Consider the following 16000-nt stretch of genomic DNA (forward strand, 5'->3'; position numbering starts at 1 on the left):
ATGGGTTAGATGATGCCGCCGATCACGAGTAGTCCGACGACGAGCAGCAGCGTCGCAACCACGCTCCCTCCAGCAAGCAGCTTGTTCTCCATCGCCTTCTCGTGGAGGGGCATCTCGGCGTACTCCTTGCGGAACGCGTCGAGGTTCTCCTCGTCGTAGAAGTACTTCCTCTTCAGCGCGAACCGTTCGGTCACCGCACAGCCGGTACAGACCGGCTCCCCTTCGAGCCGTTCGGTCTTGATGTGGGTGTCGCAGGCGATCGCCCCGCAGTTCGGACAGTAGGTGTACGTCTCGTCAACGCCGCTCGTCTCGCAGTGGACGCACCGATGGATGCCGTCCTCCAGAGTGACCCGTGAGGGGCCAGCAGAATAGTATTCGTACGGATACGAGTACTCCAGTATCTCTGTCGTCTGCCGAACCTCAGGTAGATACACCGGCTCAATCGATTGCACTGAGATGTCCGAGAGATTCGGCTCACACGTCTTGTTGTACGTGACGTTATTGTCGCCGGTGTAGGTCACCGTCGTCGTGTGGTAATCCTGGAGGCGGTCAACAGCCCACTCCTTGTACTCCGTTTGGGTCTGGCCGAACCGTCGTTCGTCGACGTCGTCGAATACCTCGGTAAACTGCCCGGTATCGAGGGGAACCGTCGCGTGGAAATTCTCGGTGACCAGCGTCGCGACTTCGTCGTCGGCCACCTTCGGATGGCCGCGCTCAGCGTGGACAACGAACTGTGTGCGGTCGTTGATCCGGTGGATGACACCGACGGAGGTCTCAAAGACAGCGTTCGTGTCGGCGGTGATCGCAACCACCGGTCGGAACGTCACTTGCGAGTGCGGCACCGGCAGATCCGCAGCCTCGATGTTCTCGATGTCGCGGAACGCCTCCTGGACAGGTGCGTCGACATCCGCCGCCGGGTCGTACGGCCGGAGCGTCTCGTCACAGAGGATCTCGATGCGGCCGTTGTAGAGATCGAGACCGATCTCGTCGGCGATCTCCCGGAGGTCCTCGCCGTCGATCAGCTCGATGGGAAAGGGATCATCGTTCCGCTGGAGCCGATCTGCGTACTCCTCGGCAGGGTTCGTAAATCGACCAGTGGTGGCGACCATCCCGCGCTTTGGACCGTCGAAGTCGAAGGTCGCGATGGCGGAATGGAGCTTCTGGACGACCGGCCGGCCGACCGTCCCGGTGTGCTTACACTCGACGATGATCGCACGCCGGGTGCCGTCGACGACCTCCTCCATGATGACGTCCCGTCCCTCGTCGGCCGTCCGCTCGGCCTGGCGGACGTTCTCGTAGCCGAGGTTGCGGAAGACGTCCTCCATCAAGTCCTCGAACTCGAATCCCGAGAGGTCGTCCAGTACAGCCATCCGAATGTAATTGGATAGTATCTTGCTATAACTAAATACGTTGCCGACGGTGGCGACGAAGTCCCGACGACGTGAGCGCTGGTGTTGTTGTTCGTCCCGCAAGGGGCGCGGGACGACACATTCGTCCCGGGTTACCGATGAGTTCTGAGAGCAACAGCGAGATCGCTCCCGACAACTGGTGGTTGCAACGCCGAACAGAAGACGACCATTTCGTGTTCGCCTACGAGTTCTCGAAATCCGTCCTCTGCCACGTCCAGCAATCCTCGGACTGGCTGGTCCGGGTCGATCGAGCCGATGGGACGATCCTCTTCAGCCAGCACGACCTCCGGTCCCGAGAGGCAGCATTCGCGCTCGCCGAGAGCGTCATGGAGCTCTGTACACTGCTCCATCGGGAGGTCGTCACGGAGCGGAGCCAAGCGCGAAAGCCGATGTACGTCGGGTCCCGACCAACCGGGACCGCGAGTGCGAGCAATCAGGAAGCCGGACGCGGTCCAGACACCGCCCGTCGACCGTTGGACTCCCGTCCCCGTCAGCCCCTAGAACGACCACGAGGTATGGGTCACTGGGAGGGTGGGTTTCGATGACCGGCGGCCGAGCGTACCGCGGTGAACGCTGTATGGGTGGACAGCTGGTGTACACGCCCGATGGCGACGTGCTGGACAAGCACCTCCACGTCCTACGCCGCGCCCCTGGCGGGTTCGACTGGGGACCACAGGCTGACGAGGCCCGCATCGATCAACTCGCGATCGCGCTGCTGGCCGATTCAGCGACGAAGAACATCGCGCTCGACCACTACAAGGAATTCGCGCGGTACCTGCGTGAACAGCTCGAGGGCGACGAGTGGCGACTCCCGACCAGCGACATTTCGGCCGATACCTGGTCGCGAGACATCGACGTGGCTGATGAGACGCCCTCACCGGAGGACGTCGACATCACGGCAGTCGATTTCGACGAGATGACCTTCGCGGTCGAGCGAGCGCTCTGCGAGAAACACGACATTAGCATCCACCAGAGCGTCGACGACCGCCGCGAGGAACTGGAAGACGCCCGCCAGGCAGTCCAATCAGAAACTACCGACTCGGAGGAGTCACAGACCGACACCGGCGGGTTCGAGTTCCCCGCAGCTAGCCAGTAGGGACGGTGAGGGCGTTTCCGGCTCTGTTTGTAGAACCCCCGAGAGGGGTGCGGGGGTCACCACTCCCGCAACGTACCGATGAACGGGAACGCCCGACGCACCACGTCGAACGTAGTCCAGACAGAAGCGCTCGCTAACCGTCGCGACGACTCCGTCGAATACGTCGGCTTTCGCATCGACGGCCAGGCCGTCGTTCTGAATCTCTCCGAACACCAGCGTCTCACCCCGGATCGAAGTCTCGATCTGGTCAACCACAGCCCGACAGGCTTCGAGTGGGGATACGCTGGAAGCGGGCCCGCACAGCTCGCCTGTGGGCTCCTCCTCGACTACTACAACGACGCCCAGATCGCGAGAGAACACTACATTGGGTTCCGGAATTGCGTGATCAGCCAGCTCGAGTGTGACGGCCCGGCGGCGTGCTGGCACCTCACCGGCGAAGAAATCGACGCGGCGATGGCGACGATCGCCGACGACGTCGTCGCCCTTCCCGACGGCGGGGGGCCGTCACCGACACTCCCCGAGAACTGGCGAACGGTCACTCGCCCTGACCGGCGAGTCTTCCAGCGGGCTGATCGCGACCACTACATCGTGCTTGGGGAGGGAACCGACGGCTGGCTGGCCGTCCTCTGTAATCAGGGCGATCGCGCCTATCCGGCACCCCTGGCGAGCCGGACGGTTTCGGACGATGCCGATGTCGAGCAGGCCATCCGGGCCCTGGTCGACGAGAGCAACAACCTCATCGAGCCACCGGAGGGGGAGTGCTGATGGAGACAATTCGGCTGTTACGAGCCACCCACCAGCTGCTCGAACGCGGGGTCGAGGCGCTCGAGAAAATCGGTCGCGAACTGGAGCGGTACAACGACTGGCAAGAGCAGACTGACGGCACCGACTCGTGACTCAGACACGTTCTCCCGGCCAGCGGCGGAGTACCGGGTTCCAGTACACGCGCACTCCCGAGGGGTGCTCGTGTCCCATTCATCGCGACGGCCAGCCGGTCACGGCGCCGCTCGGCCTGCGGTTCGCAGAGCGCGTCCATATCGAATCGATCCCACGGCACGTCGCCGGCGCGATCTACGAAGCCCATCATTCCTATATGGACAGTGTCCCGCGGACGAACCTCGTTCATCACGGGCTCTGTTACCAGGACCAGCTACTGGGTGCGATTACGTGGCGCTATCCACTGATTCGCTCGCTGGACTACGACGGCACGCGATACGAGGGTGACGAGATCGTCGAGGCAGCACGGATCTGCATCGGCGTCGACTTCCCGAATCTCGCCTCCGCCGCCCTCGCCCGGTCGATGGAACGATTCGTGCGTCGGCACGGTCGGCGGCGAGGCGTTCGCCTTCTGCTGACGTTCGTGCGAGCTGACTTCGACGGCTCGATGATTAAAGCGCTCAGAGACAAGGGCTGGCACTGCGCCGGGAAAACGGAACCCGGACAGGCAGGTAACCGGCCCGACAAGCAAATCCGAGAGCGGCCGAAGTGGCGGTTCCTCTGTGAAGTTCCTGATGAGTCTGAGCGGGAACAGTCCTCACTCGGACGGTGGGCTCCGTGACTACGAATGCTCGTCTCGATGAGTTTGCAGCAGAGGAAGACTCGGACAACCAGCCGGAGCGCGATCCATCTGTAGTCGAGCGACTGTTGGACCCGATATCACCGGCCCAGGGGCTGCGACTCATCCCCGGCCAAGGTGACCCGGTGTACCTCCAAAACAGGGGAACTGAACGCTACCTGTTCCGGGATGCCCACGAGCGGTGGTTCATCCTCCAGCCCTCGGCCAAGGAGTCGGTCGACGACTTCGTTCGCTGGGTGTATCTCCCCGACGGCAAACCCGCCGAGATTGCCCGGACAGCGATCCGTCAACGGACGGTTCGCGGCTACCGGTACGTTCAGCGAAGCGGAGCTCCCGAGCCGGTTGGGACGACGGTGACAGCGATGTACGTCAGTGAGCCCTGGCCCGACGATGTCTACGAGTGTGGATCCTGCGGAGCCGAGTTCGAGTCGCCCCATGCTCACGCCCTTCACTGCTGGGAGGACCATCCCTGGGTTCCGAACCCGGAGCAGGTTCGGCTACGCCGCTCCAGCACCGAGTAACGACAGTGCGACAGTTTCCCGACGGTGGTTCGATTAACCAACAGACAGCCGCTTCCTAGGTTAGTGTTGGTTAACGTGGTGTTGTTGTTGCGCCCGGCAGAGGGGCGCAGGGCGCGAGACGATGCAGGCAGCCGTCGATGAGCGTTCCTGCGTCGAGGTGACTACGATGAAAGACCCAGAGTCGAGAACCATCTTCGCAGGCGTCGATGGACGTACCGACACCGAACTACCCGAGTGGTATCGTCAGCGTCACGGCGGCAAAGACACCGTGAGCTTCGCTGAGGCGATCCGCGACCTCCCGCAGGCCGTCGAGACGACCGTGGCGTACCAGAATCCGTACACCGACGAGTGGGTCGAGACGGAGCGGTTCAACGCGCTCGTCGAGCCGAGTCGCGCTCGAGAGCAGGCCCGTGAGGAGGACGCCGAAACGGATTCTTTGTTCCATATTCCGACCGACTCGTACTCGATCATCAACCCGGTCGACGTCTACGGCCCTCTGGAGGAGGTCCTTCGGGAGGAGACTATCGACCGAACGCCGCTGGGTGACGTGATGTTCGGCGAGATTCGTCGCTACCGGGGCGGCGGCGAGGTCCATATGGACATCATGTTCGACGGCCTCGAAGTGCGCCTTCCCGGCCGGTCGGACCCGATCACGATGGGCGTCACGTCGGGCTACGACTTCTTCGGTGAGCACGCCGTCTACGTCGAGGGGTTCGCCCAGGACGGGTACTGTTCAAATACGATGCGTTCGCTCACCGACAAGGAGGTCATCAAACACGTCGGCGACGTGCGGAACTTCCGCACCTGGTGGGAGGAGCTTCTCGCACAGGTCGAACTCGTCGCCGACGACCTATTCGAGTTCATCCGGGACGCCCAGGACATCGACCTCGACTTCTCGGAGCTCCCGTTCACCGTCACGGAGTTTTACAGTCTTCTGGGCTTCCCGGACTACCTGGCCGAGCGCGCTGCGAGTGATGCGGAGGCCAACGCGACCTCCCCCGTCGAGATCGATATGTGGACGCTGCATTCCGGCGCCACGTACGCGCTCACCCACTTCTTCCAAGGCAAGGAGGGTGCGTCGCTGGACGGCTACGTTCGCACGGCCAACGACATCCTGTTCAACCCGGAGGGCACCATCGAGCGCGTCGAACGCGCTTACGAGGAGGAGCTGGAGACAGACGGCGATGACGGGTCGCAGGCGTCGCTCGCCGGCGAGCGCGCGCTCGCGAGCATCGAGCGCATCAGCGACGATCTGCAAGAGAAGGTCAACCAGTTCGAGGAGCGCGAGGACGCGCTTCGTGAGCGGTTCCAAGATGCCATGAGCTGATTGTCGGAGCGGCGTTCACTGATACAATCCTAAAATAGCAGTCTACGTTAGAGATTCCGGTTCCTCGTTATATTCGACTACTAATTCGACATCCTCAGGACCGAATTCATCACGTTCCGCTTCAAGCGTATCAAGAGCGTCTTTAACCGGGAAGAAATCCGGCTTCTCGAGTGCATCTTCTGTCGCCCAGGCGTATCGAATCGTTTGCTCGGAATCAATGAGAAACACGGCACGCTGCGGGACGCGCTCGTGGTTCTCCCATTCATCATAACAGATGTCATATGACTCGGCAACCCGCCCGGAACTATCACTAAGTAACGGGAAATTGAGGCCGTATTCCTCGGCGAATGCTCGATGGGCGTAGACGCTGTCACCAGAAATTGCCCAGACATCGAGAGCGGGCGTTAGCTGAAACCACTCTGCATCGCGAATCGCACACAGTTCGTTTGTACAAATAGGACTGAAATCAAACGGGTAAAATACCAGCAACGCAGCCCGATCATTGGCTGTTGACTCATCCAAGCAGTACCCGGTTTGTTCTCCGTCACGGAGACCCGGAAGAGTAAATGACGGTGCAGACGCTCCCTCGTTTATCATACGACATAGTAGCACACGAAGACAGGATAGTCATTGGGTCAGCACTCCGATCTGAATTGCTCACCACTTGATGTGGGATGAAATTCACTAAAGTCCGTACGTCAGGAGTTCGCCGTCGCCCACTCAAGAAGCGGTTCTAATCTCGAACGAATCTCATCACCCTCGTCAGTTAGCGCGTATTCGACGCGTGGTGGAATTTCGTTGTACTGCGTCCGTGAGACGAGTCCTGCCTCCTCGAACTCGTCGAGTCGTTTCGAGATTGTCGAGGTACTCGCCGTCGGGAGGTGCTCCTCAATCTCCGCGAACCGCAGCGAATCGTGTGCGCCGATGATGCTGACGAGTTGCATCGCGTATTTCCGGCTCAACGTGTCGATGACACCCGTGAGCGGACAGTAGCACGTCCCCTCGACATCGCACGCGGGCGCCGATGACGTAGTGTCTGCCATAGCTTCGTGGCCTCCAACCTACTCCATAGCTTCGGACTCTGGAGTACAAGAACTTCCCGTCGTAAAGTATAGGCACAGATGACTCAGACAGCCGACTACGATCTCGTGATTCTCGGTGGCGGCGCCGCAGCCTTCGCCGCAATCACCGAAGCGAGTCGACGCGATCTCTCGACAGCGATGGTGAATACCGGCTTGCCCATCGGCGGGACGTGCGTGAACGTCGGCTGTGTTCCGAGTAAGCATCTCCTTGCCGTCGCCGAGAGCGGAGCTGCAGCGTCGGAGAACCCCTTCGACGCCGTTCGATACCCCGAGGAGCCGACCGTCGATTGGGCCGCCGCCCTCAACGACACCGACGAACTCGTCGAGCGGTTCCGGCAGGAGAACTACGTCGACGTCGCCGAGCACTTCGAGATCGACATCTACGAGGGGTACGGCCAGCTGGTCGACGATACTACCATCGAGGTCGTCGACGGCGCCGACGAGGGCGCACACATTACTGGGAAGAAGGCCCTCGTCGCGACCGGCAGTTCACCGTGGGCGCCGCCCATCGACGGCCTCTACGACGTCGACTACTACACGAGTGAGACCATCCTCGAGGAGCGCGACCTTCCCGAGAGTATCCTAATGCTCGGTGGGGGATACATCGCGCTGGAGTGGGGACAGATCCTGCACCGTGTCGGCATCGACGTGACGGTTCTCCAGCGCTCCGACCGCGTCCTCTCGGACATGGAAGGCCAACTTGGTCGCGAGATGCAGCGTGCATTCGAGGAGGAGGGCATCGAGGTGATCACCGGCAACGACTTCCAGCGCGTCCGCACGCTAGCAGCCGACGGCGGCGCCGAAGCGATTCAGTCAGGCGTCGCCGTCGAAACGACCATCGACGGAGACGAGCGAACGGTCACCGGCGACGCGCTGTTCGTCGCGACCGGCGTCCAGCCGAATAGCGAGGGCATCGGCCTCGAAACGGTTGGGATCGAAACGAACCCCGACGGGACGATTCGTGTCGACGAGTACTTCCAGACGACGAATCCCGACATCTACGCGGCGGGCGACGTGATCGGCGAGCCCGAACTGGAGACCGTCGCCGCCAAGGAGGGCAATCACGCCGTCAAGAACGCGTTCGGCAACGAGGGCGTCAGCATCGACTACGACGCGGTGCCAGCAGTCGTGTTCACCAGCCCGGAAGTCGCCGCAGTCGGGACGACAGAACGCGAGTATATGGACGAGCACGGCACCTGCTCGTGCCGAACCGTCCAGATGGCGGATGTCCCGCGAGCGAAGGCCGTCGAGAACACGGATGGCCTCGTCCAAGTCGTCAAACACCACGAGACTGACGAGATCGTCGGCGTCCACATGGTCGGCCCCCGTGCCGCCGACATAATTATGGAAGCCACGCTTGCGGTGACGTTCGGCCTCACGGTCGACGACATCATCGACACCGTCCACCCGTTCCCGACGTTCTCCGAGGCGTTCAAACAGGCCTGTCAGGCGTTCCGACGGGACATATCGACGATGAGCTGCTGTATCGAGTGAATCTCACTCCGGGTCGGCCGGCGCAGTACTGCGGAGGAGCATCGTCTTCACACGACCAACCCCATCGAAATCACGGAGCCGATACACGAGTTCCCGCACCCGCGCCGCATCGCCATGACAGAAGACGGTCTCTAAACACCACTCGCCCTGGTGGGTATGGCTCATCGTTTCGATGACGTCCTGAAACTGGTGCTGGGCCGAATGGAGATCGTGAATCACCTCGTGGTGCTGGTAATCGAATGCCAGTACAGCGACGACCTCGCCTGAAACCTCCTCGAGTTGTGAATGTCCCTCGATGTATTCCTGCATCGCTTCACGAATCGCCCGCGAGCGGGAGTCCAACCCCTCAGCCTGCCATGTCTCGTCGAACTCCTCGAGAATGTCCTCAGACACGTTCAAGCTCGTGCGCATACTCCCCAATTGATCCCCTACTGTCTTGACCCCTCGATTATTACGGAATTCACGTTTCAGTCTTAACAACCGCTATACAGCGCAGGGATAGAGGAATATATGAATGCTCCACGGCGAGGCGTTTCCACTGTTGGTCGGCGCGATTGCGCTCGGATTCGTGCACGGCATCGAGCCCGGACACGGATGGCCGGTCGCCGCGAGTTATGCACTCGATCAATCCAATAAGTGGCTCTACGGACTCGCCGCCAGCTCGCTGATCGGCATCGGCCACCTCATTAGCAGTCTGGCGATGGTCGGCGTGTTCTTCTACGCGAAATCCTACTTTCAGCTGACCCAAGTGAACGAGCCGATCTCGATTCTTGGCGGCGTTTCCATCGGCGGTCCAGTCAGCATCGTCGCAGGCGTCTTACTCATCGGACTCGGGATTCGAGAGTACACGCACGGCCATTCTCACCAGCACGAGGACAGCCACGGACACGACCACGATGAGCATACGGAGGAGCAGTCGAGCCACCACAGTCACGGCACGCCACCCACGCACGAACACTCCCCGGATGGGCTCCTTACACGGGTGAAAATTCGGCTTGGAAAAATCGGAGGGCACTCCCACGAGCACGGGACCGATCCGGCTCCTGACGCCGACCGCGGACTCCTCGGAATCGCCTGGTTCGCATTCGTCCTCGGGTTCGCTCACGAAGAAGAATTCGAGATTATCGGCCTCTGTGCCGGTTCGACGTACTGTCTGGAGCTGATGACTGCGTATGCGCTGACGGTCATCGTCGGCATTGTCGGGTTAACGATGCTCCTCATCGCCGGCTATCAGGAGTACGAAGAAACAGTCGAGCGGTATACACCGTACCTGCCGCTGTTCTCAGCGACCGTCCTCATCGTCATGGGACTCGGCTTCATCGCCGGCGTCTTCTGAATCACGCCGAACACTCTCCAGCGTCCCATTCTCAGTAAGGTCAATAAGCGCGCGATTTAGCAGTTCACGGAGGACGAACTCCTCGTAATGCTGTGTTGCACAGTACTCGCACGGCTTCATTTCTCGTGCCACCGCTTCGATGTCGTCGCCGTGCTCCCCATAGAGCGTCTCAACGAGCCCTGCTAATTCGGCTGCCGCGGTTTCCTGCGCCCCAGCGAGCGTCTGCTCAGCGTCCTCTGGTAGGTCATACGAAAAAATCCGCGTGTTCGACTTGTAGTACTTCCGCGTCCCCCCACCAGCTTCTTCGAGCCGGGCAATCTCGACCATCCCCGCATCCTTCAGGACGTTCACGTGGTGGCGCACCGTCGTCTCCGCCTTTTCTTCGCCACGACGATGCAGTTCGTCGTGGATCTCCTCGATCGTCATTTCCTCGGTTGCGAGCATGTCGAGGATCTTCACCCGGACATCGTTCTCCAGTGCCTTCGCTTTCTCCGGGTCCGTCGTCACGACTTCGCGGATCGGCACGTCAGATTCGAGGAGCGCCATTCTTGTGACGACATAGACGGACAACGACAGTAAGAGTAACGCCATTCCAACGACAGTGGTAGTATGATATCGAGACCGCTATAACTCTCGTCATAATGGTTATCCGCGTCGCACGATAACCAACAGGTACGATGGGAACGACACACGACCAATTCAACGTCGGGGGGATGTCCTGCTCGTTCTGTGCCGAGAGCATCAAGAAGGCCTACAGTCGAACCGACGGCGTTGAGGACGTCGACGTGAGTCTCGCCCACGAGGAAGTTCTCGTCGAATACGACGACGACCTGCTGAGCGAGGTCGAGGTAAAGGACACGCTCCGAGACCTCGGGTACACCATCCGCGACCCTGACAAAGCGAAGCGGTACGAGCAACAGCAGGCCGAACTCTCCGACGGCAAGCGTCGCCTCCTCATCACCGGTGGCGCATCCATCGTTATCGCTGCCCTGATGGGATGGATGATTTTCGTGATGGGGCGCTTCGAGTCAACATCTCTCGGGATGGATCTGGTGACTCTGGGGCTGGCACTCGGGACGATGTTCGGGCCCGGCCGCTATATCAAAGAGAAAGCCTTCCAGAGCGTGCGCCGGGGTATCTTCAACCAGCACGTCCTCCTGGAAGCGGGCGCGTTCGCCGGACTCGTGGGTGGACTGCTTGGCCTGTTCGTCTTCCCGAGCTTCCCGACCGTTCACTTCTTCGCCGTCTCCGTGTTCATCACCACCTATCACATCCTTTCGGAGTACACCAGCCTCATCGTCCGCACGCGAGCTTCCCGAGCCGTCCAAGGCCTTCTCGACCTCCAGCCCGACACGGCACGCCGCGTCAGTGATGACGGTGATGTCGAGGAGGTCCCTGTCGACGACCTCGACGTTGGCAATCGCGTCCGCGTCAAGCCCGGCGAAAACATCCCCGTCGACGGCACGGTCGTCGAGGGCGAATCGATGGTCGACGAGTCGGTCGCTACCGGCGAGTCCATTCCCGAAGAGAAGGCCGCCGGCGACGCGGTGATCGGTGGCAGCGTCAACGAGACCGGGACGCTGCTCATCGAAGTAACTGCAACCGGGGAGGACGCGTTCCTAAACCAGGTCGCCCGCGAGATCGAGGAGGCGCGGGCGATGAAGCCCGGCATCATCCAGCTCGCCGACCGCGTGCTCAAGTATTTCGTCCCCGGCGTCTTGACGATCGCCGCGCTCTCGTTCCTCTTTTGGGTGGTCGCACCACTCGCGTGGGGGGCAGCCCCCAACGTCCAGCGCGGGGCGTTCGCAGCCTTGGCGGTTCTCGTCCTCGGCTATCCGTGTGCGCTTGGGATGGCGACACCGCTCGCCCTAATTCGGGGTGGCGGGAAGGCGGCGAACCGCGGCATCCTGATGCGCTCCGGTGACGCCTTCCAGATATTTCCCGACGTCGACCACATCGTGTTGGACAAGACCGGCACCATCACCGTCGGCGAACCCGCCGTCAGTGAAGTCGTCGCGTTCGGTGCCGACGAGGTGGATGTACTCACGACTGCGGCTAGCGCGGAGGCCTTCTCTGAACACCCGCTCGCAGATGCGATCCTCGAGTTCGCCGACGAGCAAGATGTCGAGTACGCTGACCCCGATGATTTCGACTCCGTGACCGGCAAGGGCGTCCGGGCAACCGTGGCCAGCGACGACGTGCTGGTCGGGAAACCGGGATGGCTCAGCGACGAGGGGATCGACCTGTCGAAGGGGAGCGACGACATCGAGCGACTTCAGGGCCACGGCCTCACCGTTGCCGGAGTTGTTCGTGACGGTGACCTACTCGGTCTGATCGGTATCGGTGACGAGGTCAAGAGCGACGCCGCTGCGACCATCCAACGGATGCGAGACGCCGGCATCACGCCCGTGATGATCACTGGAGACAACGAGCGCACCGCAGACGCGGTCGCCGAGGAGGTCAGTATCGACCGCGTCATGGCCGACGTGCTGCCCGACGAGAAACGCGAAGAGATCGGTCGCCTGCAGGACGAGGGTCACCGCGTAGCGATGGTCGGCGACGGCATCAACGACGCTCCCGCACTCACGCAGGCCGACATCGGGATCGCCATCGGCGCCGGGACCGACATCGCCATCGAATCGGCGGACATCGTCCTGATGGGCGACCGGCTTGGTGGCGTGATGGACGCCTACGAGATCGGGAACGAGAGCTACCGGAAGACCCGTCAGAACCTCGCGACGGCCTTCGCGTTCAACGGGGTCGGTGTCGCCGCCGCGACCACGGGGCTCGTTCACCCGGTGTTCGCGATGCTCGCGATGGTGCTGTCCGTCTCGGCCGTCCTCGCCAACAGCTTCGCTGGTCAGCTCCTCTCCGGCGAGGGTGTCAACACCGAGTTCGCCCTCGACGACCGCACCGACGGCGAGCGTGGAGACGGCCGAGTGACAGCCGATTAAGCCACTACGTCGTAGCCAGCTTGTTCGATTGCCGCGTTCACGTCGTCGTCTGAGACTCCATCCTCGAGGACCACGTCGACCGTGTCAGCTTCGTGGTCGGCCTCGATCCGATTCACATCATCGAGGTTTCGCAGGGCGGTCTCCACGTTCTGTTCGCACCCGTTGCAGGACATCCCGGTGACTGAGATCGTCTTTCGCTCCATGCGGGCCTGTAAACACTCGCGGGGAATGACCATTACGGTAACCGTTGTATCGGTTTCATCTCTATTAGAGGTGGACATTATCGTCCGGAGAGTTGTTTGTGTCGGCCCCAAAGGGGTGGAGGCTCTTTGAGATGGGAACCACTGACGACGAAGAGAGCGACGAATTCCCTCCAGAGAAGCGTCTGGAAGCACCGAACACGGGCCTGATCAAGGCAGGGATCGCGACGATTCCCGATATGGAAACCTTGCAAGAGTGTGTAGCCTACGAGAACGCCCACCAAAATCGAACGCAGATTCTGCGCCGGCTCAAGTGGAAAGCTGAAGAGTTGCGTGAGGACGAAGGGTAAGCGCTGTCCTTAACCAACACACTCCGCGTGAGTTTCCCTATTGTTGGTTAATATGCTGTGCCGCGGTTTTTCGGGCCCCTGAATGGGCGCGGGGCGACCAACAGCCGCCTCGCGAGTTCCGTTATGTCCCTCGGTTTGAGTCCAGACTCCAGCACGGCTAGCGACATCGCTGTCGCCAGACAAGCGGACCATGTGGCGTTCCTCCATCGAGCCCCATTCGTCGCCGATTCTCTCGCCCTCGGATTTCTCCCCGGGTTTCGGGAAGACTGTGGGTACCAGACGGACCAGTACCTGAACCTCGAGATTCCTGTCGGGATGCTCGACAACGATTTTCGGGATCCCGATCTGGAGCGGTTCGTCGACCGCTTTTTCGAGTACGAACCACGTGTCGGGGTCATCGGGGACGTCGACGAAATCGACGACGTCGACGCCCACGTCGCTGCTGCTCGTGAAATCCAAGCGAGCTACCCCGAAGCTGAGCTCATCGTCGTTCCGAAGTCGCGGGCGGTGATCGACGCGATACCTGAGAACCTCGTCCTCGGGTATTCACGGGGATACGCCGACCGCCTGGCCCACGATTTCTCCGATCCAGCCGATTGGAGAGGGCGGCGCGTCCACATTCTCGGCGGGAGTCCGCCCAAGCAGCTCGACGCTATTCGACAGTTGACCCGACCGACACTCACTGACGAGCCACCGGCCGATATCGTCGGCGTCGACTGGAACGGGCTGCATCGCGGCGCACAGTTCGGTGAGTTCTGGACGGCCGACGGCTGGGACGACAGCGGTCGCGACGCCGACCACGTCACCGTCCGAAAGACGGTGCGCCACAGCCTCGCTCGGGTCCGTGAGTTCTGGAGGGCGCACGGAATCTGGCCCGAAACGACACCGCAAGACGAGGGGCTCAACGTCGAGTACGAGGGACCGAGCCCTGCCGATCTCGAGGACGCCGCCTGTACCGAGTGCGGGACGAACGTCTGGCGAACCCGCCGCGGCCCGTACGTCGCCGAGTACGATACCGGCGCAATCTGTGGATACTGCAGCTACGAGTGCTACTTCAGCCACCGTCATCGGAACAATCTAGAGGAAATCGCCGGCGATCAGAGCGTCTACCTCCCGCCGGCGTGACTTCGCGACCTGTTTTTCGTGCCCCCAGAGAGGGCGAGGGCTCCTTCGAAAGCTCTCAGAGGTGACTTCCAGTGAGTCAACAACAGAGTCCCGACAACGTCTCGGTCGACGATATTCCCGTCGATATCGACAACACGCAATCAGCGGAGGTCGATCCAGCCGACGTCCCCGACGAAATCGAATCCATCACCCGTGGGCTCGCCGGTGAGCAGCCGCCGACGAATCCCATAGTGGTTCTCAAGGCGGCCCGGTGGTGGTACATTCACGGCAAGGGCGGCACGGATCCCGCCTTCCAGTGGGCCATCGAGTGGGCGCGTCATCTTGCGACCGACACGCCCAGTGACGTCGAGCAGTTCGACGAGTTCCTCGAGTACCTCGTTACGGTCGGCTTTGCAGACGAACGTCACGAGCTCCGCTAACCGACAGAGCGGTTTTTTGGACGCCCCTGAAGGGTGCGGTGCGGTCTGAACAGACGCAGTCGCCGTGAATTCGATTCGGTGATCACGATGTCTACGACCAGAGACTCGTCGGTCTCCTTCGACCAGACCGACACGCGATCAGACGAGATGAACAGTACCATCGAACAGTGGATCGACGACCTTGTCGCCGGCGTCGACGACGCGCAGGCCAGCGAAGAGTTCCAAGAGTGGCTCGATGTCCAGAGTCGTTTCCACGACTACTCCTACCGGAACACGCTCCTCATCAAGCGACAGTGTCCCGAGGCGAGCCGGGTGGCTGGCTACCGGACGTGGCAGGAGGAGTTCGACCGCCACGTCAAGGAGGGTGAGTCGGCCATCTGGATCTGGGCGCCGATCATCACCAAGCAGTGCCCGGAATGCGAGAACTCGCCGAGCTACCACGAGGACAGTGACTGTGAGTACGACGAGACGCCGCCCGAGGAGTGGTCGAAAGGACTGGTTGGATTCAAACCAACGGCAGTCTTCGATGTGTCTCAAACCGAGGGCGAACCGCTCCCCGAGCTGGAAACCGAGGCAGCTGGTGACGCCGACGACCTGGTGCCAGCGCTCCTTGATGCAGCAGCTACGCTCGATATCGACGTCCGTGTCGTCGACGCTGCCGAGTGGGAGCATGGCGACGCGAAAGGCGTCTGCAAACACCGGACTCTCCACGGATGCCAACCCGTCGTCGAAGCGAAAGCCCGCTCAAATCAGGCCGATCTCGCCGTGACGTTGATTCACGAGTACGCCCACGCACTGCTCCATTTCGATGTCGACGACGAACCCGAGCGTGCAAAACGCGAGATCGAAGCCGAAGCCGTTGCGTACATCGTCGGGCGGTATTTCAACCTAGATACGAGCGGATCAGCGTTCTATCTTGCCGCGTGGCAGGACGACGATGCGGAGAGCATTCAGGAGCGACTCGGCCGGATCAGTTCGACCGCGCAGGAGGTCATCGGGACAGTTGTAGACGGCTGAACACCTCCTTCCCGGCTGTTAACCAACGCCGGAGGGTACTATCCCACTCTGTTGGTTAATTCGTTCGGCGTCCGACCCTGCGTGTTTCGATCGG

General features: G+C 61.4%; 20 protein-coding genes. 13 read left to right on the forward strand and 7 right to left on the reverse strand.

Features of this window, described 5'->3' with window-relative positions; all coding sequences use genetic code 11:
• Nucleotides 1-5 precede the first annotated feature (5 nt).
• The gene (locus EPL03_RS17390; RefSeq protein WP_135807367.1) at nucleotides 6-1370 is read right to left on the reverse strand and encodes a restriction endonuclease; all 1365 of its coding nucleotides are present in this window, start codon (nucleotides 1368-1370) and stop codon (nucleotides 6-8) included.
• 131 nt (nucleotides 1371-1501) lie between these two features.
• On the reverse strand, nucleotides 1502-1759 hold the full coding sequence (locus EPL03_RS20370) for a hypothetical protein (RefSeq protein ID WP_210425035.1): 258 nt from the start codon (nucleotides 1757-1759) through the stop codon (nucleotides 1502-1504).
• A gap of 191 nt (nucleotides 1760-1950) precedes the next feature.
• Between EPL03_RS20370 and EPL03_RS17400 the strand changes: the two genes are divergently transcribed.
• The 6 genes from EPL03_RS17400 (at nucleotide 1951) to EPL03_RS17420 (ending at nucleotide 5929) form a co-directional block, all read left to right on the forward strand.
• Nucleotides 1951-2505, forward strand: a complete 555-nt coding sequence (locus EPL03_RS17400) for a DUF6166 domain-containing protein (protein WP_135807369.1) — start codon at nucleotides 1951-1953, stop codon at nucleotides 2503-2505.
• A gap of 78 nt (nucleotides 2506-2583) precedes the next feature.
• Nucleotides 2584-3270: a DUF6166 domain-containing protein gene (locus EPL03_RS17405; protein ID WP_103992924.1), complete on the forward strand. Its 687-nt coding sequence runs from the start codon at nucleotides 2584-2586 to the stop codon at nucleotides 3268-3270.
• A complete protein-coding gene (locus EPL03_RS20670; RefSeq protein ID WP_280178011.1) occupies nucleotides 3270-3401 on the forward strand; it encodes a hypothetical protein in 132 nt (43 codons plus the stop codon). The genes EPL03_RS17405 and EPL03_RS20670 overlap by 1 nt, the downstream gene beginning before the upstream one ends.
• Nucleotides 3398-4063: a hypothetical protein gene (locus tag EPL03_RS17410; protein WP_103992925.1), complete on the forward strand. Its 666-nt coding sequence runs from the start codon at nucleotides 3398-3400 to the stop codon at nucleotides 4061-4063. The genes EPL03_RS20670 and EPL03_RS17410 overlap by 4 nt, the downstream gene beginning before the upstream one ends.
• Nucleotides 4060-4602: a hypothetical protein gene (locus EPL03_RS17415; RefSeq protein WP_200820959.1), complete on the forward strand. Its 543-nt coding sequence runs from the start codon at nucleotides 4060-4062 to the stop codon at nucleotides 4600-4602. Before EPL03_RS17410 ends, EPL03_RS17415 begins: the two co-directional genes overlap by 4 nt.
• 166 nt (nucleotides 4603-4768) lie before the next feature.
• On the forward strand, nucleotides 4769-5929 hold the full coding sequence (locus EPL03_RS17420; RefSeq protein WP_240728576.1) for a hypothetical protein: 1161 nt from the start codon (nucleotides 4769-4771) through the stop codon (nucleotides 5927-5929).
• 42 nt (nucleotides 5930-5971) lie between these two features.
• Here EPL03_RS17420 and EPL03_RS17425 read toward each other — a convergent pair whose 3' ends face one another.
• Together EPL03_RS17425 and EPL03_RS17430 are read right to left on the reverse strand one after the other, a co-directional pair.
• Nucleotides 5972-6526 (reverse strand): peroxiredoxin, encoded by a 555-nt coding sequence (locus EPL03_RS17425; protein WP_089649945.1) that lies wholly within the window; start codon nucleotides 6524-6526, stop codon nucleotides 5972-5974.
• Nucleotides 6527-6627: 101 nt separating this feature from the next.
• Nucleotides 6628-6972 (reverse strand): winged helix-turn-helix transcriptional regulator, encoded by a 345-nt coding sequence (locus tag EPL03_RS17430; RefSeq protein WP_089649946.1) that lies wholly within the window; start codon nucleotides 6970-6972, stop codon nucleotides 6628-6630.
• Between the two features lie 78 nt (nucleotides 6973-7050).
• On the opposite strand from EPL03_RS17430, the gene merA reads away from it, so the two are divergent.
• Nucleotides 7051-8505 (forward strand): mercury(II) reductase, encoded by a 1455-nt coding sequence (gene merA / locus EPL03_RS17435; protein WP_103992927.1) that lies wholly within the window; start codon nucleotides 7051-7053, stop codon nucleotides 8503-8505.
• Nucleotides 8506-8508: 3 nt separating this feature from the next.
• Here merA and EPL03_RS17440 read toward each other — a convergent pair whose 3' ends face one another.
• Nucleotides 8509-8916 (reverse strand): CopG family ribbon-helix-helix protein, encoded by a 408-nt coding sequence (locus tag EPL03_RS17440; RefSeq protein ID WP_011222470.1) that lies wholly within the window; start codon nucleotides 8914-8916, stop codon nucleotides 8509-8511.
• 103 nt (nucleotides 8917-9019) lie between these two features.
• On the opposite strand from EPL03_RS17440, the gene EPL03_RS17445 reads away from it, so the two are divergent.
• Complete coding sequence (locus tag EPL03_RS17445) at nucleotides 9020-9841, forward strand: sulfite exporter TauE/SafE family protein (protein WP_103992928.1); 822 nt, start codon at nucleotides 9020-9022, stop codon at nucleotides 9839-9841.
• Here the strand turns inward: EPL03_RS17445 and EPL03_RS17450 are convergent.
• Nucleotides 9788-10387 carry an ArsR/SmtB family transcription factor gene (locus EPL03_RS17450; protein ID WP_103993006.1) on the reverse strand — a complete coding sequence of 200 codons (600 nt, stop codon included), beginning with the start codon at nucleotides 10385-10387 and terminating at the stop codon, nucleotides 9788-9790. The two genes, EPL03_RS17445 and EPL03_RS17450, sit on opposite strands and share 54 nt — an antisense overlap.
• 131 nt (nucleotides 10388-10518) lie before the next feature.
• Between EPL03_RS17450 and EPL03_RS17455 the strand changes: the two genes are divergently transcribed.
• Nucleotides 10519-12795, forward strand: coding sequence for a heavy metal translocating P-type ATPase (locus tag EPL03_RS17455; RefSeq protein ID WP_135830602.1), 2277 nt, complete (start codon nucleotides 10519-10521; stop codon nucleotides 12793-12795).
• Here EPL03_RS17455 and EPL03_RS17460 read toward each other — a convergent pair.
• Entirely contained in the window at nucleotides 12792-12998 is a 207-nt protein-coding gene (locus EPL03_RS17460; RefSeq protein ID WP_049938502.1) for a heavy-metal-associated domain-containing protein, read from the reverse strand. The two genes, EPL03_RS17455 and EPL03_RS17460, sit on opposite strands and share 4 nt — an antisense overlap.
• A gap of 131 nt (nucleotides 12999-13129) precedes the next feature.
• Between EPL03_RS17460 and EPL03_RS17465 the strand changes: the two genes are divergently transcribed.
• From EPL03_RS17465 to EPL03_RS17480, 4 genes are all read left to right on the forward strand, one after another.
• Nucleotides 13130-13345: a hypothetical protein gene (locus tag EPL03_RS17465; RefSeq protein WP_089649990.1), complete on the forward strand. Its 216-nt coding sequence runs from the start codon at nucleotides 13130-13132 to the stop codon at nucleotides 13343-13345.
• Between the two features lie 123 nt (nucleotides 13346-13468).
• Nucleotides 13469-14470: a DUF6610 family protein gene (locus tag EPL03_RS17470; protein WP_011222476.1), complete on the forward strand. Its 1002-nt coding sequence runs from the start codon at nucleotides 13469-13471 to the stop codon at nucleotides 14468-14470.
• Between the two features lie 71 nt (nucleotides 14471-14541).
• Nucleotides 14542-14889, forward strand: a complete 348-nt coding sequence (locus EPL03_RS17475; protein ID WP_089649951.1) for a hypothetical protein — start codon at nucleotides 14542-14544, stop codon at nucleotides 14887-14889.
• Nucleotides 14890-14976: 87 nt separating this feature from the next.
• Complete coding sequence (locus EPL03_RS17480; RefSeq protein WP_135830603.1) at nucleotides 14977-15906, forward strand: ArdC-like ssDNA-binding domain-containing protein; 930 nt, start codon at nucleotides 14977-14979, stop codon at nucleotides 15904-15906.
• Nucleotides 15907-16000 lie beyond the last annotated feature (94 nt).

Source organism: Halorussus halobius, assembly GCF_004765805.1.
GTDB classification, from domain to species: domain Archaea; phylum Halobacteriota; class Halobacteria; order Halobacteriales; family Haladaptataceae; genus Halorussus; species Halorussus halobius.

Excerpts from the sequence above, each read along its gene's own strand:
- EPL03_RS17480 (WP_135830603.1), top strand. The coding sequence starts at position 14,977 with ATGTCTACGACCAGAGACTCGTCGGTCTCCTTCGACCAGACCGACACG.
- EPL03_RS20670 (WP_280178011.1), top strand. The coding sequence starts at position 3,270 with ATGGAGACAATTCGGCTGTTACGAGCCACCCACCAGCTGCTCGAACGC.
- EPL03_RS17420 (WP_240728576.1), top strand. The coding sequence starts at position 4,769 with ATGAAAGACCCAGAGTCGAGAACCATCTTCGCAGGCGTCGATGGACGT.
- EPL03_RS17400 (WP_135807369.1), top strand. The coding sequence starts at position 1,951 with ATGACCGGCGGCCGAGCGTACCGCGGTGAACGCTGTATGGGTGGACAG.
- EPL03_RS17425 (WP_089649945.1), bottom strand. The coding sequence starts at position 6,526 with ATGATAAACGAGGGAGCGTCTGCACCGTCATTTACTCTTCCGGGTCTC.
- EPL03_RS17445 (WP_103992928.1), top strand. The coding sequence starts at position 9,020 with ATGCTCCACGGCGAGGCGTTTCCACTGTTGGTCGGCGCGATTGCGCTC.
- EPL03_RS17440 (WP_011222470.1), bottom strand. The coding sequence starts at position 8,916 with ATGCGCACGAGCTTGAACGTGTCTGAGGACATTCTCGAGGAGTTCGAC.
- EPL03_RS17455 (WP_135830602.1), top strand. The coding sequence starts at position 10,519 with ATGGGAACGACACACGACCAATTCAACGTCGGGGGGATGTCCTGCTCG.
- EPL03_RS17470 (WP_011222476.1), top strand. The coding sequence starts at position 13,469 with ATGTCCCTCGGTTTGAGTCCAGACTCCAGCACGGCTAGCGACATCGCT.
- merA (WP_103992927.1), top strand. The coding sequence starts at position 7,051 with ATGACTCAGACAGCCGACTACGATCTCGTGATTCTCGGTGGCGGCGCC.
- EPL03_RS17390 (WP_135807367.1), bottom strand. The coding sequence starts at position 1,370 with ATGGCTGTACTGGACGACCTCTCGGGATTCGAGTTCGAGGACTTGATG.
- EPL03_RS17450 (WP_103993006.1), bottom strand. The coding sequence starts at position 10,387 with ATGGCGCTCCTCGAATCTGACGTGCCGATCCGCGAAGTCGTGACGACG.
- EPL03_RS17430 (WP_089649946.1), bottom strand. The coding sequence starts at position 6,972 with ATGGCAGACACTACGTCATCGGCGCCCGCGTGCGATGTCGAGGGGACG.
- EPL03_RS17405 (WP_103992924.1), top strand. The coding sequence starts at position 2,584 with ATGAACGGGAACGCCCGACGCACCACGTCGAACGTAGTCCAGACAGAA.
- EPL03_RS17465 (WP_089649990.1), top strand. The coding sequence starts at position 13,130 with ATGGGAACCACTGACGACGAAGAGAGCGACGAATTCCCTCCAGAGAAG.
- EPL03_RS20370 (WP_210425035.1), bottom strand. The coding sequence starts at position 1,759 with ATGGAGCAGTGTACAGAGCTCCATGACGCTCTCGGCGAGCGCGAATGC.
- EPL03_RS17460 (WP_049938502.1), bottom strand. The coding sequence starts at position 12,998 with ATGGAGCGAAAGACGATCTCAGTCACCGGGATGTCCTGCAACGGGTGC.